Origin of the sequence: Sphingobium fuliginis (genome assembly GCF_004152845.1) — a bacterium.
In the GTDB taxonomy this organism is placed as follows: domain Bacteria; phylum Pseudomonadota; class Alphaproteobacteria; order Sphingomonadales; family Sphingomonadaceae; genus Sphingobium; species Sphingobium fuliginis.
In genome coordinates, this window is the sequence record NZ_SEON01000004.1 from 279,026 (window position 1) to 301,464 (window position 22,439).

The window sequence follows — 22,439 nt, forward strand, 5'->3', positions numbered from 1 at the left end:
CGGAGCCCGCTTGAGCCAATATCCCGACCGCCTTGAGGGCGGATCACCCTACCCCCTGGGCGCCACCTTCGACGGGTTGGGCGTCAATTTCGCCATTTTCTCTGCCAATGCAGACCGGGTCGACCTTTGCCTGTTCGATCCGAAAGGCCGCAAGGAAATCGCCCGCCTGACCCTGCCGGAATGCACGGATGAGGTCTGGCACGGCTATCTGCCCGATGCGCGGCCCGGCCTGCTCTATGGCTATCGCGTGCACGGACCCTATGCGCCGGAACAGGGGCATCGCTTCAACCCGAACAAGCTGCTGCTCGACCCCTATGCCCGGCGTCTGTCGGGCAGCCTGCGATGGAACGACGTGCTGCACGGCTATCCGGTACGGGGGCGGCGCGCGGATCTGGGCTTCGACCGGCGGGACAGCGCGGCGGCCATGCCCAAGGCGGTGGTGACTCATGACAGTTTCGACTGGTCCCGCGACGTGCGGCCCAACGTGCCCTGGTCGGAAACCGTCATCTACGAAGCCCATGCGAAGGGACTGACCAAATTGTTGGAGGCCGCGCCGCCGCGGGAACGGGGCACCTTCGCCGCGCTCGCCCACCCCAGGGTCATCGACCATATGAAGCGGCTGGGCGTCACGACGCTGGAGCTGATGCCGATCCACGCCTTCGTGCAGGACCGCTTCCTTCAGGAAAAGGGGCTGCGCAACTATTGGGGCTATAACACGCTCAGCTTCTTCGCGCCGGAACCCAGCTATTTCGCCGGGGATACGCATGATGAACTGCGCGTCGCCGTGCGCCGGCTGCATGCCGCGGGGATCGAGGTCATTCTCGACGTCGTCTATAATCATAGCTGCGAGGGGAGCGAACTGGGGCCGACCCTGTCCTGGCGCGGTATCGACAATGCGACCTATTACAGGCTGGTGCCGGGCGAGCCGCGCTATTGCCTGAACGACACCGGCACCGGCAACACCTTCAAGCTGACCCATGCCCGCGTGATCCAGATGGTGGCGGATTCGCTGCGTTACTGGGCGACCAGCTTCGGCGTCGACGGTTTCCGCTTCGACCTGGGGCTGACGCTGGGGCGCACCGACCATGGGTTCGATCCCAATGCCGGGCTGTTCGACGTGCTGCGGCAGGACCCGATATTGGGCCGGCTGAAGCTGATCGCGGAACCGTGGGACGTCGGCATGGGCGGATACCAGCTCGGCAATTTCCCGCCGGGCTTTGCCGAATGGAACGACCGCTTCCGCGACACCACCCGCCGCTTCTGGCGCGGCGATCCGGGGCAGCGCGCCGATCTCGCCGCGCGGCTTTCCGGCTCCGGCGACCTGTTCGACCGCCGCGCCCGCCGGCCCTGGGCCAGCGTCAATTTCCTCACCAGCCATGACGGCTACACCCTGGCCGACCTCGTTTCCTATGAGGAGCGGCATAATGAGGCCAATGGAGAGGATAATCGCGACGGGCATGACAATAATCTCTCGCGCAACTGGGGCGCGGAGGGACCGACCGACGATCCCGCCATCAACGACACGCGCAACCGGGTGCGGCGGGCCATGCTGACGACGCTGCTCGCCTCCCTCGGCACGCCGATGCTGGTGGCGGGGGACGAGTTCGGGCGGACCCAGGGCGGCAACAACAATGCCTATTGCCAGGATAATGAGATAAGCTGGCTCGACTGGTCGATGATGGAGGGCGAGGCCGGCCAGGCCTTGTTCGACTTCACCGCCCGGCTGATCGCCCTGCGCAGGAGCCATCCCGTGCTGCGCGCATCGACCTTTCTCTACGGCCAGGACGGCCCGGGCTCCGGCGTCGGCGACATCGAATGGTGGGACGAGCGCGGGAACCCGCTGAGCGAGGAGGACTGGAACAATCCGGAGGGGCGCGCGCTGGCGATGCGCCGCGCGCACCGATTAGAGGACGGGCGGGTAGAGGCCCTTTCGTTGCTGTTGAACGCCAGCGATGCGCCCATCGACTTCCATCTGTCGGCGCCCTCCGCTTCGCATGAAGTGCTGATCGACAGCGCCCAGCCCGAGCGCGAAGCGTTCGAGATCGCCGGCGATTATGGCGTGCAGGCCCATTCGGCCGTGCTGGTGCGCTGGGTGGACGAGAAGCCGGACGCATGACGCTCTGGGGCCCTGTCGAACTGGAAGAAGGCCGCTGGCGCTTCCGCCTTTGGGCACCGGACCGGGATGCGGTGACGCTGGAGATCGAAGACGCGGCGCCGATCGCCATGGCCGCGCAGGCGGACGGATGGTTCCTTGCCGAAGCGCCCGCCGGGCCTGGAACGCGCTACCGTTTCCGCCTCGATCCGGAACGGGCGGTGCCCGACCCCGCCTCCCGACGGCAATCCGGCGGAGTCCATGGGTGGAGCGTCATCACGGCGCTCGACCCGCCGGCCGAAAACTGGCGCGGCCGTCCCTGGACCGAAACGGTCATCTATGAAATCCATGCCGGTCTTGCAGGGGGCTTCGCTGGAGTCCGGGCCCGGTTGCCGGAACTTGCGGAACTGGGCGTGACGGCGATCGAACTGATGCCGGTCAATGCCTTCAGCGGGGCGCGGAACTGGGGTTATGACGGTGTCCTGCCCTTCGCCCCGGCCGAAGCCTATGGCTCGCCGGAAGACCTGCGCGCGCTGGTCGATGCCGCCCATGGCCATGGCCTCATGATCTTCATGGACGTGGTCTATAATCACTTCGGGCCGGACGGAAATTATCTCGGCGCCTATGCCTCGCCCTTCTTCCATGCGGAGCGGCATACGCCCTGGGGTGGCGCGGTCGCCGTGGAGCGTCCTCCGGTCGCCGCCTTCTTCCGCGAAAACGCGCTGATGTGGCTCAACGACTATGGCTTCGACGGTCTGCGCTTCGATGCCGTCCATGCCATAGGCGACGACCGGTTCCTCGACTGGCTGGCGGGTGAAATCCGCAGCGCCATCGGCCCCCAGCGCCATGTCCACCTGATGCTGGAAAATGAACGCAACGATCCCGACCGGCTCATGCCCGGCCGCTATGACGCGCAATGGAACGATGATTTCCACAATGTCCTGCATGTGCTGCTGACCGGCGAGCGGGACGCCTATTATGCCGACTTCGCCCGGCAGCCTGCGGAAAAGCTCGCCCGCTGCCTCGAACAGGGCTTCATCTATCAGGGCGAAGCCTCGCCGCACCAGCAGGGCAGGACGCGGGGCGCACCCAGCATGCATCTGCCGCCCACGGCCTTCATCGCCTTCCTCCAGAATCACGATCAGGTCGGCAACCGGGCGATGGGCGAGCGGATCATCGACCTGACCGATCCGGCACGGCTCAGGGCGGCGACGGCGCTGTTGCTGCTGATGCCGCAAATCCCGATGCTGTTCATGGGGGAGGAGGTGGGCGCGCACAGCCCGTTCCTCTTCTTCACCGATTTCCATGACGAACTGGCCGATGCCGTGCGCGAGGGGCGGCGGCGTGAATTCGCCGGTTTTGCTAGCTTTTCCAGCGCGGAAGCCCGCGCGCGCATTCCCGACCCCAATGCCCTTGAGACTTTCGGGCAGTCCCGCATCGCCGCAGGCGAGGACGCGGAGGAATGGCGCGCCCTCTACCGCAATCTGCTTGCCCTGCGCCACGCCTATGTCGTGCCCGGTCTGGAAGGATGCCGCGCGATCGGCGCTCGGGCGCTGTCCCCGAACTGCGTCAGCGCCCGGTGGCGGCTGGGAACAGGCCGCCATCTTTCCATTCTGCTCAATCTGGGCGACGCACCCGTCGATCCGATCCTGGCCGATCCACCCCTGTTCGCCACCAATTCCCCCGGCGCCCCTGCCAGCTTCGCCGCCTGGATCGAGGAGCCATGAGCGACCTTCATCGCCTTGCCGCCGAAGCCGGGCTGATGCGATGCTGGACCGATGCCGATGGCGCGGGGCAGGAGGTCAGCGACGGCAGCCTGCGCGCCATATTGACGGCGCTGGACCTGCCGGCTGGGACGCCGGAGGAGATCGCCAGAAGCAGGGCCTCGCTCCGCCACCGGCTGGATCGCCTGCCGGCCATGATCACGGCGGACCGGAACAAGCCCATCCCCCTGCCCGACCGGCTGCACAACGCGCAATTGCTGGACGAAGCAGGCCATGCCGTCGACATCGGCATGGACAGCCTGCGTCGATCCGGCTTGGCGGAACCGGGCTATTACCGCCTGGAATCCGCACAGGGCAGCATCCGCATCGCCATCGCGCCGGATTGCTGCCCGCCGATAGGCCGCCGTTGCTGGGGTGTCGCCATCCAGATCCCGTCCCTTCGCAGCTCCGGCGATTTCGGGGATTTCGGCACGCTGTGCGAGGCGGTGCGGCTGCTGGGCGCGAAGGGCGCCGATGCCGTGGCGATCAGCCCGGTCCATGCGCTGGACGACCCTGCCCGCTTCGCGCCCTATTCCCCTTCCAGCCGCCTTGCCCTCAACATCCTTTTCGGGGAAGCCGAGCCCATAGCCGCAGCGGATGGATCGGACCTGATCGACTGGAGCAAGGCCGGCCCGGCCAAATTGGCGGCGCTCCGCCAGACTGTCGGCGGTGACGACGCCGGCTTGTTGCAATCCCATGCCCGGCGTGGATTGGATGCCGTCCAGCAGGCGGCGCGGGAGGCGGGCATGGCCATCGGCCTCATCGCCGATCTTGCCGTCGGCGTCGATCCCGGCGGCAGCGACGCCCGATCCGATCCCGCCGCCTTTCTTCAGGGATTGCGGATCGGCGCGCCGCCCGACCCGCTCGGCCCCCGGGGGCAGGATTGGGGGCTGACGGGCTATAGCCCGCTGGCGCTGGTCGAACGGGGTTTCGAACCCTTCATCGCCATGTTGCGCGCCAATATGCCCGCGGGCGGCGGCATCCGCATCGACCACGGCTTTGGCCTGCAACGGCTCTGGGTCGTGCCGGAGGGACGGGCGGCGAGCGAAGGCGCCTATCTCCGCTATCCGTTCGACGATCTGCTGCGGCTGGTGAAGCTGGAAGCGTGGCGCGCCCGCGCCATCGTGATCGCGGAAGATCTGGGCACCCGGCCTGCGGGCTTCAGCGCCGCGCTGGAGGCGGCGGGCATCCATGGCATGGCGGTGCTGCCCTTCTCGCGCGATGAGGCTGGCGAATTCCTGCCCGCCGCCGCCTATCCGGCGCGATCGGTGGCGATGAGCGGGACGCATGACACGCCGACGCTGGCGGGCTGGTGGACCGGACGCGATCTTGAGTGGAGCCGCCTGCTGGATCGCGGCGGGGACAGCGGGGCGGAGCGGGACCAGCACCGCAAGGCGCTGTGGCGCGCCATCGGTGAAGCAACGCCCATGCCCGCGAAGGACGATCCGGACATGGTGATCGACCGGGCGCTCGCCTTTCTGGCCGGGACGCCTTCGTCCCTGCTTCTTGTCCCGATGGAGGATATGGTCGGCATGATCGAACAGCCCAATCTGCCGGGCACCGTCGACACGCATCCCAATTGGCGGCGGCGCCTGCCCGACAGGATGGAAAAGCTGCTCGACCGGCCGGATGTGTCCCGCCGCATCGACCGGCTGAACCGGGAGCGGGGCGCATGATCCCGCGCGCCACCTACCGCCTGCAACTGACCCGCGACTTCCCCTTCGCGGCGGCGGAGGACATCGTTCCCTATCTGGCGGCGCTGGGGGTGAGCCATGTCTATGCATCCCCGATCACGATGGCGCGCAGCGGATCGACCCATGGCTATGACGTGATCGATCCGACCCGCATCAATCCCGAACTGGGGGGCGAAAGCGGCTTCCGCAGCCTCGCCGCCGCGCTTCGCGCGCGGGGCATGGGCATCATCATCGACATCGTGCCCAATCACATGGGCGTGGCGGGCGGCGAAAACCCTTATTGGAACGACGTTCTTCGCCTTGGGCCGGATAGCCCCTATGCGGGCTGGTTCGACATCGACTGGCAGAGCGGTCCGCTGGTGCTGCCGCTGCTGGGCGCGACCCTGACCCAAGCGATCGAGGATGGCGACATCAGGCTTTCAGCCGGAAACGATCCGCACCTGCTGCTCTATGGCGACCAACGGCTGCCGCTAAAGCCGGGATCGCTGGAACAGGAACCTGACGAGCTGCGCCGCCTGCTGGACATGCAGCATTACCGGCTGGTCCACTGGCGCGCCGCCAATGACCTGCTGAACTGGCGGCGCTTTTTCTCGATCAACGATCTGGCGGGCCTGCGGATCGAGGACACCGCCATATTCCATGCCACGCACCGGCTATATTTCGACCTGTTCCGGGAGGGGCTGATCGACGGCGTGCGGGTCGACCATGTCGATGGCCTGTCCGACCCCGCCGCCTATTGCCGGTCCCTGCGCGCCGCATTCGATGCGATCCGTTCCGGACCGGATCGCGCCTATATCGTGGTGGAGAAGATCCTGGCCGCGGACGAGCCGCTTTCGCCCGATTGGGGAGTCGACGGCACCAGCGGCTATGATTTCATGAGCGACATGACGGCGCTTCTCCACGATCCGTCCGGTGAAGCGCCGCTCCGGGCATTGTGGCAGAACCTCGACCCCGAACATGGCGATCCGGCCAGGGTGGTGCTGGAGGCGCGCCGCGACATGCTGTCCTGGCAGTTCGAAGGCCAGCTTGCCGGCTGCGCCGCTGCGTTCGCTGCCATTGCCGGTTCGGCGCGGACCGCCGACGCCGCGCTGGAAGCCGTCACTCCCGCAATGATCCGCAGGGCGATCGAACGGCTGCTCTGGGTCTTTCCCGTCTATCGCACCTATGGCGACGGCCGCGCTGCGCCGATGAGCGACGCGACGGTCCGCGAACGGGCCTGGAACGCCGTTCAGCCGCACCTCCCACCCGGCGAGGCAGAGGTGGCAAGGCATATCCTTGACTGGTTGGGAGGCACTGGTCCGGGCGATGCCGATTGCGCTGCGGAGGCCGTGCGGCGCTTCCAGCAGCTTTCCGCACCCATCGCCGCCAAGGGCGTGGAGGACACCGCCTTCTACCGCTACGCCCCGCTGCTATCCGCCAATGACGTGGGGTCCGATCCGGAACGGTTCGCCCTTTCTCCGGAGGAATTTCACCGAAGGGTGCAGGCCCGTGCAGAGGTCTTTCCCCATGCCATGCTCGCGACGGCGACCCACGACCATAAGCGCGGCGAGGATGTTCGTGCCCGGCTTGCGGTGCTGAGCGCCGTCCCGCGACTGTGGGAGGAGGCGGTCGGCCGATGGTCGCGCATGGCGGACGAATGCGGCGCAGACGTTCATCCCGCTGATCGTTACCAGCTCTTTCAGACGCTTTTCGGCGCATGGCCGGCATCGGCCGATCGGGCTTTGCCGGAGGATTTTCCCGGCCGTATTTCCGGCTGGCTTGAAAAGTCCCTCCGCGAAGCGCGGCTGCGATCGAGCTGGGAACAACCCGAAGCGGGCTATGAGGCGGACGCCCGGAAGCTGCTGCATCACCTTCTGGCAAAACCGGAATTCACGCGGGACATGGGGGCCTTCGTGGCGCGGCTCCTCCCCGCGGCGCGCGCCGACAGCCTGGTCCAGACCGCCCTCAAATTCACCCTGCCCGGCATGCCCGACATCTATCAGGGTAGCGAACTGGAAGACCTGAGCCTCGTCGATCCCGACAACCGGCGGCCCGTCGACTATGCACGCCGGCTCCGCCTATTGGACGAGGGCGACGTGGCAGAGGGGGAGAAGATGGCCCTCATCCAACGCCTGCTCCGCTACCGGAAGGATCATCCCGACCTGTTCGCGCTGGGCAGCTATCGTCCGCTTGGCCCGGCTGGCCCCAGGGCGGAGCATATATTCGCGTTCGAACGCCGTCATGCGGGCGTGCGCCTTTGCTGCGCCGTCATGATCCGCTGCGGACGGATTTTGACCGAACAGGGCACCCTGCCCCCAGCCCAATGGTGGAGCGACAGCCGGTTGGAGGGTAAGGTCGATCCGATGGCAGCCGAAATGTTCGCCAGCACCCCCTATTTCATTAACCTGAGTGAATAAGGAGAAATGTCGAGGAACATAAGCAGGTTCCGCGAGTATACGCCAGAAGCGGCGATCTGTGTACCGGCCGCGTCATGCAAAGCAGGCCCGATGATCGACAGCAATATTCTTCCATGGTTGGCAGCCAACAGCGAAAATATCCAGTTGCACTTCAACGCGCATCTTGAAAGCCACACAACGGTTGCGCGTCATCTTCTGCACCGCGAGCGGCTCGGCGACGTGCTGCATTTCGCCGGTCAGGACGCTCGCGCCGCCTGCATCGACAGCGGAACGCTCTGGGAATTGAGCATCCGGCATTGGGACGGCAGCGACACGCATCTGGCCGGGCCGTCGCTCGAACAATGTCTGGCGCTGGCTGAGGCCCTTCTGATCTCCTCGACGCGGGATGCGCTCGCCGCCTGATCGCGGCGGCAGGTCATGTCCGGCAGGCTGGCGCAATCAGGGCAGGCCTATGCCCGTTATCTCCTCCAGCCTCTGAAGCAGCCGGTCCTGAAAGCCGGTGTCGGTCACTTCGCCGGCCGGCTCCTCCATCTGAAGATCGTGCCAATAGCGACCGCTGACCAGCGCCGCCGGGTCGGTGCTGGCGGCAAGCCAAACCTGAGTCCTGCGGCCCGTGTCGATGTCGACGGGCGCGCTGGCCCCGCCCATGCGCGTGCGCACCCATCCGGGGTCGACGGCGCTGCAGACGACATCCGGCCAACGGCGCGACAATGCGGCGGCAAGGGCAGCGACATGCAGCTTGGTCTCCGCATAGGCCTTGCCCGCGTCCCATTCGCGCTTTTCCCAGTCGAGATCGTCAAGGGAGCCCTCGCCGCCCCGATGCAGGCTGCTGCTGAGATAGACGAGGCGTGACGGCCGATCGATGAGGGCGGTGAGCATATAGGGCGCCAGGCTGTTCACGGCGAAGATCGTCGCATGTCCCGCTGCAGCCGGTCCCCGGTCCGCCGTGCTGTAGATCCCGGCATTGTGGATGATGGCGTCCATCCTGCCCAGGGCATTGACCTGATCGGCCACGTCGCGTGTTTGGGCGGCGCTGCTGAGATCGCCCACGACAAGCCCGCCGGACCGCTTTCCCAGCCCGTCCAGTGCCGCGGCCCGCTCCGGCGAACGCGCATGCAGGATCACCTCATGCCCATCGTCCATCAGCGCTTCGGCGGCGGCACGTCCCAGGCCTTCGGTGCTGCCGGTTATGAAAATGCGCGACATATCGGCTCCTTCCTTTTGCCGGCTTTGCCCCAGCCATATCCAATTGTGAACAAGGATAACGCATGCCGAGGCATCGGGTAGCAGCCCGGAACGGGCCAAACCGATCCGGCAATGCACAACCCTTGCCTCAGGGCCGCTCGTTCATCAGCGTCCGGACCAGAAGCTGCATGCTGCCGTCGAATTTCGCGAGCATCACATGATCGTCCGCGGTTTCGAAATGGGTGATCAGCCCCTCTTCGGTCCATCGGTGGAGTGCATAGGCCGGCGGATCGGCAACGATCATCGGGCGGTTGTCCGGAGCGTCCGGGTCCATCGGCCGCAGGTCGAGGGCAAGCTGCGGCGCGGTCGAGGAGCAGATCGCAATGGTCGTGCCTTTCCACGGCGCCACTGCGGATCGGTGAATATGACCGCAGAGGATCGCTTGCAGATTGGGGCGACCGGCGATCGTCGCAGCGAAGCGCCGGACCCAGGGTTCTTCGGGATGGGTGTTCATCCAGTCGATGCCGACCTCCACCGGGGGATGGTGCATGACGATCAGCGTCGGAGTGATGCTGTCCTCGTCCAGCCGCGCGGCGAGCCATTGCGCGCGCCGCTCGCAGAAGGCGCCACCATGACGCCCCGGCTCCAGCGTGTCGAGCATGATGATCCGCCGCCCATCCTGCGCGATCGCATAATGGACGAAGCCATCCTCCTGGGGAATGTGAGGGAAATGCGCGGCGAAATGCGCCCGGTCGTCATGATTGCCCATGCAGGGCCACACCGGGAAATCGCACTGGCTGAAGGCGTTGGCGAGGCGGCGGTAGCTGTCCGCATCGCCCCGGTCGGTCAGGTCGCCGGTCGCCAGCAACAGATCGGGCCGGTTGGGACCATCATTCAGGGCACGCAGGACCTGGTCCAGCCGCTTGCGGTTGAACTCGGCGGGATTGTCCGGATCGAACCCCAGATGGATGTCCGTGACCTGCGCGATCAGCATTGGTCCTTGCTCCCCTTATTCGTGTCCTCGGCCACTCGTCGGCGCCATCCGCTCCTGCAAAGGCTATGCCCGGTTCCGCCGTTTCAACCGGGCTCCCGCCCATGCAGCAGCACGCGATAGGCTGATGTGCTCAGCGCCTTCCGCCTGTGGCCGCATCTTTCCCGATCGAACGGCTGGCGGGAACCCATGGCGCGTCATCGCCGGCATGATAGCTGTGACACATGGCGCAACCCGATGGCACGTCCGCCTTGGCCTTTTCCCCGCCATGGCAGGTGCGGCAACTGTCGATGCCGGGCAGCAGCAACTGCTTGGCATCGTGCGATTTGGGCGCGGCATGGCAGCTTTCGCATTTCTCGGTCCGGTGTGCGGCATGGTCGAACCAGCCGTTCATCATATAGCGCATCGGCTGATGCACCGGCAGCACCTGCCAACCCGCATTGCCGTTCGTGCCCGGCGGCGTGACGGTATGGCAGTCGTAGCAGGCGCCGCCCCTGGAGAAGACCGCCGTGACGGCATCTTCCGCGCGGGACGGACGTGCCGCCGCCGCCCCGAAATAGGCATGGTAGAGCCGCCCCTGCGCATAATCGCCGGGCCGCCGCCGCGCCGTTCCGCCCAAGGCCGTCGGCTGGGCCGGGCCGGTCGAACGGAAATAGGCCCGCAGGTCCGCGACAACCTGATCCGGCTGGCCGTGGCGCAGCGTGCGGACGGTGCCGCCGATCGTCTCGAAGGCGAGGCTGTGGCACATCTGGCAGTCGCGCTCCATGTCCACCGGCAGGAAGCGCACGCCATCGGCGGTCGGCTTGTGGCAATCCTTGCAGGCAAGCGCGTCGCCAAAGCCATATTGCGCCTTCATCGTCCGCGCCATTTTCGCGACACCGCCCCTCGCGGACAAGTGGATGTCGTGCGGGAATTTAAGGCCGCTATCGTCCATCGGCCTGCTGTCGAGCGATGCGCGGGAGAAGCGGGGATGCTGGCCCGGCCGCGCCTGCACCAGCGCGGAAAATTGCGGATGGCTGGTGCCGAAATCGGCGGCATTGCCCAGTTTCGTGTCCTTCAGCCGGTCCTTCAGCGTACCGTGGCAGTCGGTGCAGAAGGCCTGCTGCGTGGGCTGCATCGGACCTGCGCCCTCATGTTCGCGGTGGCAGTCGACGCAGGCGCCCTCAGGCGGCTTGCCGAAGGCGGCGGCCACTCCCGCCAGCAGCTTGTCGCCCAGTCCCCCTTCAGCCCGTGCCATGGCGATGCGGGCGGCCGGTGCATGGTCGTGCGCATCCCTGTGGCATGTCTGGCAGGCGCTGTCGCGGACCGAGACGAACGCCTTTTGATGGCAGGTTTCGCAGCGGCCTTCGAGGGCGTGGTGGGCCTGACTGAGCGGACCGGAGGACCAGGCCTTGTCGCCTACCATCTTGTAGATGTTGCGCGTGTCGTCCACGGGACGACCGGCATAGCTCCAGATCGGAATGGCGAGGAAGCCGATCAGGATCGCCAACGCCAGCGCCCAGGCCGTCAGCCGCTTGCCGGGCAGCAGGCCGCGCAGGGAGAAGACCTTCGTCTCCTCCTTTTCCTCCGAGGCTTCTGACACGGCGTCGACGCGGCGGATGGAGAGAATGGTCGCGCCGTCGTCGCCCCGCGACAGGGTGACGCGATGACCGCCGAAGCGCAGTTCCGCGCCCTTGGCTGGGTCGATCTCCGCACGCAGCACCGTGCGGCCCTCCAGCTCGAAGCCCAAGGTGCCGGTGGCGCGCACGCGGATGGTGCGTTCGTCGACCTGCTCGATCCGGGCATGGTCGGGCTCCAGCGCCAGGTCGGGCAAGTGGATGTCGCTTTCAGCCGCGCGGCCGAGGGAGAGTTGCGCCTGGGCGATGGTGGCGGCGCGAACGATCTCACGGCCATCGGCGGTGAGGCTGATCTGGCGGACTAGAAAGCTCATCTCAGGCTCACCAGTAGAAGAAGACGCTGACGACATGCGCGGTCAGCGCGGCCAGCAGGGCAAAGGTGGCGGGCACATGGACGTAGAGCCAGATTTCCAGCAGCGCCTTCAGCTTCAGGTGGCGGCGCAGACGGGCCAGCATGGCCTGCTTGCGCTCCAGCAGGGCGTCGATCCTCTCCAGCGGGTCGTTGCCGGTATCGGGCGTCTCGCCCGTCCAGCGGCGCAGCGCAGCCTGCGCCCTCGCCGTGGCGCAGCGGGGATAGCGGCCCGACAGGCGGGCGATCAGGCCGCCGCCGAAGGGATCATCCTCCAGCGACTGGCGCACCAGCGCGGCCTGTTCATGGGTCAATGGCTGCGCGGCATCATGCAGTTGCCGGTCGATGGCGCGCACCGCGTCGAGCATCTGCACCTGCGTCATTTCGGCGCGGTTGTTGCTGAGCGCGGCGGGCAGCGTCGCATAGACGGCGATGCCGAACAGACCCGACAGGATCACCAGCATCATCAGCGCATAGGCGAGGGTATGGACATTCCATCCGAGCTGGAAGCCGGTGTGCAGCGTGGCGATGACGATCAGGCTGAGGCCGAGATAGACATGGGCGGAGGTCCAGGCCTTGAGCGACCAGCGTCCCCGCGTCATCGCCCGCTTGCGCAGGCCGAGCAGGGTCAGCCAAAGGATCAGCAGCACGCCGATCGTGCCCATGGCATAGCCGTACCAGCTCCCGCCATTATGACGCGGCGTGACGTCGACCAGCATGTAGCTGGCGATCGACAGGACGCAGATCAGCGTCGCGATCTTCAGCCAGCGGAAACCGGCGTGACGAAGAAAGCCGTCATGCAGCACTTCACCCTTGGCGCGGCGAATGGGGCTGGCGGCTCCGGCAGCCATCAGCGCGCCTCCCCGCCCAGCCGGGCGACCGTCAGGAAATCCTCCGGCGCGACACGGATGGCCGCGCCGGTGGGGCAGGCGCGGACGCAGGCCGGGCCGCCCTCAATGCCGGAGCACATGTCGCATTTGATGGCCTTCTTCGGCTTTTCGACGCCGGGCTCCGCATTTTTGGCGCGCCATTTCTTCGATGGTTCGCCGGGGCCGGGGCCTGCGCCGAAGAACATCCAACTGAGCAGGCCCGGCTTCCTGGGCGGCACGCTGTCCATGCGGATCACGCCATAGGGGCAGTTGCGTTGGCAATTGCCGCAGCCGATGCAGGTCTCGTCGATGAAGACCTCTCCATCGGGGCCGCGATGGATGGCGTTGGGCGGGCAGTCGGCCATGCAGTGCGGATGCTCGCAATGGCGGCAGCTCGTCGGCACATGCAGATGGGCATAGGTCCGGCCCGCCTCCCGATCGAGGCGGGAGAGACCGTCGTGACTGTCCGCGCAGGCCTTTTCGCAATTGTCGCAGCCGACGCAGAGATGTTCGTCGATCAGCAGCACGTCCGTCGCTTCGCCGATGCCGTTGTCGACCAGGAACTTCGCCGTTTCCGAATACATGTCGACAACGGTGGAGAAGCTGTCCTTGCGGCTTTCGATGAAGGCGTTGACATCCTGCCGCGCCGCCATGTCGCGGCGGGCGCGTTCCAGCAGGGCGGGCTTGGCGGCCATCAGCCGGGCGAAGGCGTCGCCATTCAGCCTGATGACCTCCGACTTGACCGTCGCCTTGACCGTGGCCGTGCGCGGCCCGCCCGCGATCAGCGCCATTTCCCCCACATAGCTGCCGGCGGGAAGATAGGAGAGGAAGACGTTTTTCCCGCCGATCTTCTTCTCCACAATCATGGAGCCGACCCGGATCACATAGATGTCATTGCCAAGGTCGCCTTCGCTGAGGATCGCTTCCCCCGCCTTCACCGTCCGGATTTCCGCCGTGTCGAGAATGTCGGCAAGATCCGCCGGGGTCAGGCCGGCGCCGAACATCTGGAGCAGTTGCCGTTCGGTCGAGATGCGGGTGATGGCGCGCTTGGCCGGCGGGTTGGAGGACATGAGCTTGAGCGCCGCCGTGCGCGACACCTCCACCATGATCGAGTCCGCGCCCGCCCGCACGGTCGCGCCGCGGCGGCGGCCGGAAATGAGGCCGACTTCTCCGAAGATCGATCCCTGGTCGATGGGTATGTCGACGCCCGGCGCGACCTCCACCAGCGCCTGCCCCCGCGCGATGCCGAAGAGCGAGGAGCCGGGATCGAACTTCTCGAAGATCACATCGTCCCTGCGATAGGCGCGCACTTCGCTGTCCAGCATGAATTCGCGCATCTGGAGCGGAGAAAGGCCCTCCAGGACGGCGACGTTGGCGCGCAGATACTCCAGCCAGTCCGCGACGCTCTTCTTTTCCGGCAAACCCGCGAATTTGGCGGCGAGTATGGGTTCGTCGGCGGGCTTCAGGTCGCGATTGCCGTTGATATATTCGACGACGTCATAACCCTGGTTCATGCAATGCTTGATCAGCGGATAACCCGCCAGCGCGCCGATCACGAAAATGCCGGGGGCGGTGCTTTCGAATACCGGCGACAATTTCGGGAAGGCCAGGCGGTCGCCGCTGGTGAACTCAATGCCGCAACTCTCCACAAAGGCGCGCGGCGGGGCGGAACCCATGCGGGCGATGATGCGGTCGCATTTCAGCTTCACCTCGCCGTCGCGGCTGTCGAGCGTGATGAAACCGGGTTCGACCTTCGCCGTGGTGGTTTCGGTCATGATGGCAAGGCGTCCCGCTTCGGCGGCGGCCATCAGCGCCTTGACGTTCGCGGCCTTGGCGCTGGCGAACTCGGTCGAGCGGTTGAGGATGGTGACGGCATTGCCCTGCGCCTCGTCGGCGGCGAGGCCCAGGGCGTTTTCTATGCCCGCATCGCCCGTGCCGACAACGAAGATATGCTCGTCATTATATTCCCCCGGATCGTCCAGCTGATATTGGACATGGGGCAGGTCGGCGCCGGGCACACGCATCAGATTGGGATTGCCCTGCGTGCCGATGGCCATGACGACCGCATCGGCAATCACATCCCGCCCGTCGCTCAGGGTCAGTCGATAGGGCGGAGCGAGCCGCTGGATTTCCTTCGTTTCGGTCGTGCCGTCGCGCCTGCGCTCGACGATCTTCTGGATGCTGCCGGGGATGGGATCGCCGATGCCGACAATCGCCTTCACCTCCGCATTATAGGCGACATTGACGCCTTGGTCCGCCGCCTGCGCGTTCCAGCGATCGAGAATCGCTTCGCGCTTGCCGGCTTCGAAGTCGCAGTCGGACCGCAGCACGAGCTGGCTGGGCGTCGCCATCACATGCTTGCCCTTCTGATATTTGAATATGGTGTCGGACAGATGGTCCGTCTTCTCGATCAGCAGGTGCGAAAGCCCCAATGCAGCGGCGCGCGCGGCCGCACTCAGCCCCGCCGGCCCCGATCCGACGATCGCGATACGCACGCGGTCAGTCAATGATTATCCCCCAATATGCCCCTGCGTTCCGGCTGTTACCGGATGCCTGTCCCGAGCGGCACTCTATCATTTCCGCAGCGTCACGCTAGAGAAGATCGCGGGGAACAGCCGGGGAGTGGAAGAATAATGGGTTGGAACTGGAGGCGCGTGGTCCTGATGGGCGCGGTCGGCATCGCCGCCGTATCGATCGGCTATAATCTGACGCACGCGCCGGAGGAGACGAAAGCGCCCGTCCTGCCCTCGCCGCTGACGAACGAAGGGCCGAGCGACCCGGAAGCGGCGATCCTCGCGCTACAGGACCGGGTGGGGGCCAATCCCAACGATGCGGAGGGCTGGCAGAGGCTGGGCTGGGCCTATTTCGAGAGCGGCCGCCATGCCGATGCGGTGCGCGCCTATCGCCATGCGACGAAGCTGGCGCCGGGGAACGCCACCTTCTGGTCTTCCCTCGGCGAAGCGGCAGTGATGGCGAGCGAGCGCGATCCCATGCCGAAGGAGGCGGCCGACGCCTTCGACAAGGCGATCTCGCTCGACCCCAAGGACCCCAGGGCACGTTATTTCCTGGCGGTGCGCAAGGATCTGGCGAAGGATCATGAGGGCGCGATCCGAGACTGGCTGGCCCTGCTGGGCGACACGCCGCCGGGCGCGCCATGGGAAGCCGATCTGCGCCGGACGATAGAGCAGGTGGGAAAGATCAACGGCATCAATGTCGCGGAGCGGCTGGCGGCGGTGAAGCCGACCGCGCCGCATCCTCCCATGGGCGCCGGCATGTCCGTGGCGGCAGCGGCGATACCGGGTCCAAGCCGCGAGCAGATGCAGGCCGCCGCGCAGCTTCCCAAGGGGCAGCAGGATGCGATGGTCGAGGGCATGGTGGCCAGCCTGGAGGCCAGGCTGAAGGCCAATCCGGGCAATGTCGACGGCTGGATCATGCTGATGCGCAGCCGCATGACGCTGGGCGAGACGGGCAAGGCGACGGCGGCCTATGCGCAGGCGCGGTCGGCCAATCCGGCGCAGGCGGGACGGATCAGGGATGAGGCGCGGATATTGGGCGTGCCGGGCGTCTGAAACCCGGCTCAGCGCAGCAGAGGCGGCCGCCAGCCCTTCATATCCACCTCGTCGCTGACCTTATAGGGAATCCCCCTGGAGTTCAGGAACAGTCGCTCCATTTCCGGGCGGGTGAAGGGCCGCGAGCCGAGGCGTCCGAACACCGCGATCTGCCCGCCCGTTTCATCGACCGCCCGGTCGCGGTCCAGCCCCTTGGACAACGCCAAAGCCGGCGAAGGCGTCCTTGCCCAGGCAATCAGTTCCGGCTTGGGCGCGGGTGAAAAGCCATAGAAATTCGGCTGGCTGGCCGGACTGGTGAGCTGGATCACCTTGAACCCGTTCCGGCCGTCCGCGACATAGGCGAACAGCGACGCATTGGTGGTGCCGACGATCACATCCTCCACATCGGTCATCTGCCCGCCGAACGTCTCCTTCGCATAGACGACCGGCCGCAACGGGTTGGTGATGTTGACGATCGCCAGCCCTTCGGACTTGGCCGCGACATAGGCAAAGGTCCGGGCGAGATAGATGCGGCGCGCATCGGCCAGCGGCACGGTGGCGGACGGCACCGCCACCGGATCGGTGAGCTTCGTCACGTCGAAGAGCTTCAATCCTTCCGCATCCGTCACCCACAGATAGCGGAACTGGATCGCGCTCGCCCGCGCATCCTTCATCGGGCGGACGGCGGCGAGACGGGGGTGGAGCGGATCGCTGAGGTCCACCACCACCAGCCCGACATCCGCCGTGATATAGGCGATCTGCCCTGCCAGCTGGATGTGCCGCGCGCCGTTGAGCACGCCGTCGGGGTTCCAGGTCACGGCCCGCTTCAGGAAATTGTTGCGGAATTCGCCATCGGCCATGGTCTCGATATTGACCATGATCAGCCCCTCGACGCTGTCCGTCACCGCCGCATAGCTGTAGATCGGCAGGAACGCCTGCTCCTGATTGATCCGGCGCAGTTCCGGCGTGTTGCGCAGCGGATTGACCGGCTGGTTGGTGGCCAGCGCCATGCATGTCGCGTTCTTCGACGGCACGCCGCTATCGTGACCCAGCTTCGAGAAAGGCCCGCTCAGGATCGGCTCGGAAAAGCCCTTGTTGGCGATGGACGCCACGTCATAGACGCGGAAACCGCCCTTCCCTTCGGCCACATACATATATTCGCCGCGCAGTTGCAGGCAGCCGACGCGGCCCGCCGTGCCCTTCACGACATTGCGGAATTCCTCCACGGCCTGGGTCTCGCCCGAAGCCCTGGCGTCGAAATATTGGCCGCGCACCCAGTTCTTGAGTTCGCGCTTGTTCTGGTCGACATGCAGCTTCCAGTAATCGGGATAGGCATATTTCTGGAGATAGCTGCCGATCACCGCCTGCGGCTCGTCCCATTCGGTGACGCGGATCGCCTCGAACCCACCCTCCAGCCCCATCCAGGCATTCAACCCCACGAAGTTCACGAAATTGGTGCCGAGCAGCAGCAATTGCGACATGATGGCGTTGTTGTCGTCCTTGGCCGACAAATGGCACTCAGTGCAGGTCTTCGTCTCCGTCCGGCGCACCGTATGCGGGAAATGGGGTGCGAAGGCCTGCGACGAGAAGCCGATGCCGGATATGGGCGGCTGCTGGATATAGATGCGCTCGCGATTGATGTTGGTGGACGACAGGACCAGCGCCGACGTCGAGCGAACCGGGGCGGTTTCATTGCCCTTGGTAGTCATGTGCTTGCCAAGCTGGAACATCTCGTCGCGCGCCACCTGGGGATTGTAGGTGGCGAAGTTGCGCGTCTCCTCCCCGTCATAATGGTGGAGCGACGTCTTCCAGTTCGCCTCGATGGGCAAATGGCAACCGCCGCAACTGGTCGTCCAACTCAGGTGGCAGGTGAAGCATGCCATGTTGTCGTCGCCATGCGCCCGGTCGGCCTTCGCCACGCCGGGGCCGAAGGCGAAGCTGCCATCCTCCGCGCCCGACCGGCTCATCAGCTTTGCGCGGGCGGCCTTGGCGTTGAAGTGCGGATTGGCGGGGTCGACCGAATCCTTCACCAGGCTCACTTCCCACTCCAGTTTCGGATCGACGATCGACCGCTGGATCAGCCGTTGCCGCCCGCTGGCGTCGAAATACCATTCGAAGCGCCGCTTGCCGTCCGGATTGCGCAGCAGGGCGAGATTGGTGCCCTTGGGCGGCGCGGCCGGGCCGGAGGTCAGCAACGTCGGATAGGCATCCGCCGTACCGTGGCAGTCCTTGCATCCGATCTCTATGGCATTGGCCACTTCGCCATAGATGAAGCCGTTGCCGTGGCTGTCCTGCGCGAAATGGCAGTCGGCGCATTGCAGGCCCTTTTCGGCATGAATGTCCATCAGGTGCACGGACTTGCCGGGATTGGTGCCGACGGGAACGAACTTCTCCTCCCCCTTCTTCCGCCATTTTTCCGGATCGTCGGGCGAAACGATCCGGCCGTCCGCGTCGAGCAGATTGCCTTCCCGGTCGCGCTTGAACACGCCGCGGAAGTTCCAGCCATGGCCGTGATAGTCCGCGAACTGCGTGTCCTTCGCCCTGTCGTTCAGGTCGTAGACGTTGCGCAGAAATTCCAGGTCCGCCCATTTGCCGCGTGGGGAAGCCCCTTCCGGATTGCGCTCCAGAGTCTCATGCACTTGCGCGGCGGTCGGATATTTCTGCTTTTCCGGCCACATCAGCGGCGCGTCGGACTCATAGTCCCACATCGTATAGCCCAGATAGCTGTTCAGGAAGATATTGGGCTGGTGCATGTGGCAGTTCATGCACTGGGCAGTGGGGATGGCGCGGGTGAAGGCGTGGCGGATCGGATGGCCGCTTTCCTTGACGGCGCCGACAGGGTGTTCGGGGCTGGCCGGATGATCCGGCTTGACGGTCTCGCCATGCGGGCCTTTCAATCCGCCATGGCTCGTCTTGGCCGCGATGGTGGGATCGACCGTGGCGGTCTGCCCGTCCCGGCCATATTGGGCGTAGATCAGGCTGTGGCGCGGCTCGCGGTCGTTGGCGTAGACGACATGGCATCCCGAACAGCCCGAATGGCGATAATCGCCCGGCTGGTCGTTCGTCCCCATGAACCACATATAGGGATCGTTGAGGCGGGTCTTGTGGATGTTGAGCGCCGGGATCGCTACGCGCAACCCCGTGCCGGGCCCGCGATTGGACTGCTTGAGGTCGGGCCGTCCGGGTTCTTCCAGCCGCTGGATCGATCCGGTGGAATTGGGCAGGCCGATTTCGGGAAATTGCGTGCCGATATTGCGCCCGCCCCGCTCGAACACGCGGAAGACGTCGCCGGGCGGGATCACCTGCCATGTCGGCAGCGGATAGAGTTCCGCCAGGGCGCCGCGCGCCTTCTGTTCGGCGGTCAGCGTGCCGGGCGGGCTGCCGGGCGAGACGATCTTCGCGGGTTTCCCGTCCTTGGTATAGGCCTCGCCGAAGATGTAGTTCTTGAACGGCACGATCCCATTATTATAGGCCGCCCCGCCCCACAGCATCGCGCCCGACGCCATCAGCGAACGCTCCGCCGCCTCTATGACCTGCATATGGCAGGACCCGCAGGCGTCCCGCGCCACCCGATAGTCGCTGGGATTGACGAAGCGGACGAACTCCTGCGCCTCCCGGTTCAGCAACGTGTAAGTCCGCTGCGGATTGGCGGAGGAGGGATAGTGCCAGCTCTTGGGATAGCGCGGCAGCACATGCGCCCTCTCCCGCGCCGCGACATAGGCGGGGTCTTCGAAGCCCAATGCGGGATCGCCCCGCACCGCCGCATTGCCGCCATGGCAGTCGGTGCAGCCCAGCATCACCGCAGGGGTCGCGTGCATGGACGGCTCGTCGGTCTTGCTGTGGCAGCTGTAGCAGCCGTCCGATTTCGCCGCGACCTGCTCGGCGGTCTGGCTCATCGGCGCTGGCGGCGCGGGGGCATAGTGGCGCTCGACCGGCTTTTCGGCGTCGGATGCGTAGAGGATAGCCACGGGAAGGAGCAACGCCGCAAGCACCACCACCACCGTCATTCCCGCGAAGGCGGGAATCCATCTCCCACCCCGTCGTCTGGACGCAGCGCCGGAGATGGATTCCCGCCTTCGCGGGAATGACAGAGGGGAAAAAGGCCAACGCATCAGTAACTCAAGATCAAATTGGCGAGCACCGAATAATAGTTCCGGTTGCGCTCGCTATTGGTGAAGAGGTCGCGAAATCCCGCCCCCGGCAGCAAAGTCGCCCCCGACAGCCGGAAGACGATGTTCTGCGTCGCATGCGGCCGCCAGATCGCCGCCGTCGACAAATCCCAGCCGATGGCCTTGGGAATGCTGCCCTCATTGCGCAGCACCTGAAGCGTGGCCGTATTCTGGAACCAGAGATGATTGGCGTTGGCCGAAACCCGCAGTTCCGGCATCAGGTCGAAATCCGCCCCCGCCCCCAGCAGCATCGTGCCCGGATTGTTGAAGTTCGACTGCCCCTGCTCCTTCGACGACCGCAGCGAGTTCAGGATGCCGTTACGCCCATTGATCCCGATCACGCGCCCGCCGCCCGCAAAGGGAATGGTCTGCCTGATCCAATAGCTGGTGTCCGCACCCGCGAAGACGGGATTCTCGAAAATCGCATCGAACCCGTTCTCGCGATTGTCATAAGGGTCGCCATCCCCGCTGGCATAAAGACCCGACAGGCGAAACCGCATCCAATCCTTGTCGACGCTCACCTCCGCCGCAGCGAAAAAAGCCCGAATCCGCGCAGGTTTCGACGTGAAGAAACTGTTCCGATCCTCCCCCAGCGCGCCATAAAGCGACGCCGTCAGGTTCACCCGCCCGATCCGCCCATCGGCATTATAGCCCAGATAGACGACATCATATTCCCGCCCCCGCAAGTCGCCGAGCAACGCCGGACGCACCGGAAAACCATTATCGTCAATCTCCACGTCCCGCTTCTCACGGTTCATATTGTAAACGGCGGTGATCTGGCTGGTGAGACCGAGGACCAGAAAGTCCTGCCGATACAGATTGGCGACAAAAACCCAATCGTTGCGCGGCGACTGCACGACGGAATTCAGCCCACTATTCGTATCCTTCTCCAACCGCCAGAAAGCCGCCAGATTGAACTGGAAGCGATTATTGTCGCGATTGCCGAACAGCCTTATTCCCAACTGCTGATCATTGAACAGGAAGCCGCGAAAATCCGACTGGAAGGGCTGGATACCGACGCGCAGCGAGCGGAAGTCATAGCGGTCCGACGTGTTGGCGAGGTGATAGTCGACAAAGGCTTCCTGCACGCCCAGAAAATGGTCGGTGCGGCGCGACGGCCGGGAGGGTTGCACGAACAGCACGCGGCGTTCGGGCACGTTCACATGATTGACGTTGAGCGCCAGCGTCAGGCGATATTCGATCTCCGGCGGCTTGAAGGCGGTCGCGCCCTTAATGAGCGCCACGCCGCCGATGAAGGTCTGGCTGAACACATAGCTCGCATCCTTGCCGAAGACATCGATGCTGCCCGGCCGCTCCGTCGTCTGCACGCCCACCGGAATCGGGAAGGTCCGTGGTTCCAGCACGGTATCGCTCACCGCATTGGCGACGAAGAACCAGTCGTCGCCCTTGATCGGCAGCCACTTCGCCTTTTCCCGGTCGATCGGCCGGTCGCCCTTCAGCATATTCTGGTTATAGGGATCGAACCAGCGTTCCTTCACCACCCCCAGGCTTTCGATCAGGCGCCAGCGATCCGGGATCGGCACCTGATCGGTCGGAAAGGCCTCCGGCGGCGGCGCTCGAACCGCACCCTTATTGTCCTGCGTCACGGCTTGGGGCAGCGGCGCTTCATAGCCGGGGCGGCGGCGGCCCTCTATGGATTGACGGTCGGCATCCAAAAGCTCCTGCCAGTTTTCCGGCGGAGGGGGCGGCACAGGCTCGCCCGGCTGGGCCAGCGCGAACAGGGGCAGGAGCGAGACAAGGCCCATC

At 65.6% G+C, this 22,439-nt stretch carries 13 protein-coding genes; 6 read left to right on the top strand and 7 right to left on the bottom strand.

All coding sequences use genetic code 11. The features are described from left to right. Nucleotides 1–10: 10 nt before the first annotated feature. From glgX to EWH10_RS12405, 5 genes are all read left to right on the top strand, one after another. Nucleotides 11–2,116: a glycogen debranching protein GlgX gene (gene glgX / locus EWH10_RS12385; protein WP_065846686.1), complete on the top strand. Its 2,106-nt coding sequence runs from the start codon at nucleotides 11–13 to the stop codon at nucleotides 2,114–2,116. Beyond that, nucleotides 2,113–3,819, top strand: a complete 1,707-nt coding sequence (gene treZ, locus EWH10_RS12390) for a malto-oligosyltrehalose trehalohydrolase (RefSeq protein ID WP_065846684.1) — start codon at nucleotides 2,113–2,115, stop codon at nucleotides 3,817–3,819. Before glgX ends, treZ begins: the two co-directional genes overlap by 4 nt. Then, nucleotides 3,816–5,531 (top strand): 4-alpha-glucanotransferase, encoded by a 1,716-nt coding sequence (gene malQ / locus EWH10_RS12395; RefSeq protein WP_065846682.1) that lies wholly within the window; start codon nucleotides 3,816–3,818, stop codon nucleotides 5,529–5,531. The genes treZ and malQ overlap by 4 nt, the downstream gene beginning before the upstream one ends. After that, complete coding sequence (treY, locus tag EWH10_RS12400) at nucleotides 5,528–7,945, top strand: malto-oligosyltrehalose synthase (RefSeq protein ID WP_065846680.1); 2,418 nt, start codon at nucleotides 5,528–5,530, stop codon at nucleotides 7,943–7,945. Before malQ ends, treY begins: the two co-directional genes overlap by 4 nt. A gap of 90 nt (nucleotides 7,946–8,035) precedes the next feature. Beyond that, complete coding sequence (locus EWH10_RS12405; RefSeq protein ID WP_065846678.1) at nucleotides 8,036–8,347, top strand: hypothetical protein; 312 nt, start codon at nucleotides 8,036–8,038, stop codon at nucleotides 8,345–8,347. Between the two features lie 36 nt (nucleotides 8,348–8,383). Here the strand turns inward: EWH10_RS12405 and EWH10_RS12410 are convergent, their stop codons facing one another. From EWH10_RS12410 to EWH10_RS12430, 5 genes are all read right to left on the bottom strand, one after another. Beyond that, on the bottom strand, nucleotides 8,384–9,151 hold the full coding sequence (locus EWH10_RS12410; RefSeq protein ID WP_065846676.1) for an SDR family NAD(P)-dependent oxidoreductase: 768 nt from the start codon (nucleotides 9,149–9,151) through the stop codon (nucleotides 8,384–8,386). A gap of 127 nt (nucleotides 9,152–9,278) precedes the next feature. Further along, nucleotides 9,279–10,124, bottom strand: coding sequence for a metallophosphoesterase (locus EWH10_RS12415; protein WP_065846675.1), 846 nt, complete (start codon nucleotides 10,122–10,124; stop codon nucleotides 9,279–9,281). A gap of 130 nt (nucleotides 10,125–10,254) precedes the next feature. Beyond that, nucleotides 10,255–12,051 carry a cytochrome c3 family protein gene (locus tag EWH10_RS12420; RefSeq protein ID WP_065846674.1) on the bottom strand — a complete coding sequence of 599 codons (1,797 nt, stop codon included), beginning with the start codon at nucleotides 12,049–12,051 and terminating at the stop codon, nucleotides 10,255–10,257. Between the two features lie 7 nt (nucleotides 12,052–12,058). Next, a complete protein-coding gene (locus EWH10_RS12425; protein ID WP_025546680.1) occupies nucleotides 12,059–12,937 on the bottom strand; it encodes a hypothetical protein in 879 nt (292 codons plus the stop codon). Continuing rightward, on the bottom strand, nucleotides 12,937–15,450 hold the full coding sequence (locus EWH10_RS12430) for a cyclic nucleotide-binding domain-containing protein (protein WP_065846673.1): 2,514 nt from the start codon (nucleotides 15,448–15,450) through the stop codon (nucleotides 12,937–12,939). Before EWH10_RS12430 ends, EWH10_RS12425 begins: the two co-directional genes overlap by 1 nt. Nucleotides 15,451–15,618: 168 nt before the next feature. On the opposite strand from EWH10_RS12430, the gene EWH10_RS12435 reads away from it, so the two are divergent. Next, complete coding sequence (locus EWH10_RS12435; RefSeq protein ID WP_065846728.1) at nucleotides 15,619–16,524, top strand: TPR domain-containing protein; 906 nt, start codon at nucleotides 15,619–15,621, stop codon at nucleotides 16,522–16,524. 8 nt (nucleotides 16,525–16,532) lie between these two features. Here EWH10_RS12435 and EWH10_RS22235 read toward each other — a convergent pair whose 3' ends face one another. Then, the gene (locus EWH10_RS22235) at nucleotides 16,533–18,470 is read right to left on the bottom strand and encodes an LVIVD repeat-containing protein (RefSeq protein ID WP_422917699.1); all 1,938 of its coding nucleotides are present in this window, start codon (nucleotides 18,468–18,470) and stop codon (nucleotides 16,533–16,535) included. A gap of 2,144 nt (nucleotides 18,471–20,614) precedes the next feature. Continuing rightward, nucleotides 20,615–22,438 carry a hypothetical protein gene (locus EWH10_RS12445; protein ID WP_065846670.1) on the bottom strand — a complete coding sequence of 608 codons (1,824 nt, stop codon included), beginning with the start codon at nucleotides 22,436–22,438 and terminating at the stop codon, nucleotides 20,615–20,617. Between the last annotated feature and the right edge of the window lies 1 nt (nucleotide 22,439).

What these genes read in the sequence shown, in the direction of transcription:
- treZ (WP_065846684.1), top strand. Translation starts at nt 2,113, where the DNA reads ATGACGCTCTGGGGCCCTGTCGAACTGGAAGAAGGCCGCTGGCGCTTC.
- malQ (WP_065846682.1), top strand. Translation starts at nt 3,816, where the DNA reads ATGAGCGACCTTCATCGCCTTGCCGCCGAAGCCGGGCTGATGCGATGC.
- treY (WP_065846680.1), top strand. Translation starts at nt 5,528, where the DNA reads ATGATCCCGCGCGCCACCTACCGCCTGCAACTGACCCGCGACTTCCCC.
- EWH10_RS12405 (WP_065846678.1), top strand. Translation starts at nt 8,036, where the DNA reads ATGATCGACAGCAATATTCTTCCATGGTTGGCAGCCAACAGCGAAAAT.
- EWH10_RS12410 (WP_065846676.1), bottom strand. Translation starts at nt 9,151, where the DNA reads ATGTCGCGCATTTTCATAACCGGCAGCACCGAAGGCCTGGGACGTGCC.
- EWH10_RS12415 (WP_065846675.1), bottom strand. Translation starts at nt 10,124, where the DNA reads ATGCTGATCGCGCAGGTCACGGACATCCATCTGGGGTTCGATCCGGAC.
- EWH10_RS12420 (WP_065846674.1), bottom strand. Translation starts at nt 12,051, where the DNA reads ATGAGCTTTCTAGTCCGCCAGATCAGCCTCACCGCCGATGGCCGTGAG.
- EWH10_RS12425 (WP_025546680.1), bottom strand. Translation starts at nt 12,937, where the DNA reads ATGGCTGCCGGAGCCGCCAGCCCCATTCGCCGCGCCAAGGGTGAAGTG.
- EWH10_RS12435 (WP_065846728.1), top strand. Translation starts at nt 15,619, where the DNA reads ATGGGCGCGGTCGGCATCGCCGCCGTATCGATCGGCTATAATCTGACG.
- EWH10_RS22235 (WP_422917699.1), bottom strand. Translation starts at nt 18,470, where the DNA reads ATGAGCCGGTCGGGCGCGGAGGATGGCAGCTTCGCCTTCGGCCCCGGC.
- EWH10_RS12445 (WP_065846670.1), bottom strand. Translation starts at nt 22,438, where the DNA reads ATGGGCCTTGTCTCGCTCCTGCCCCTGTTCGCGCTGGCCCAGCCGGGC.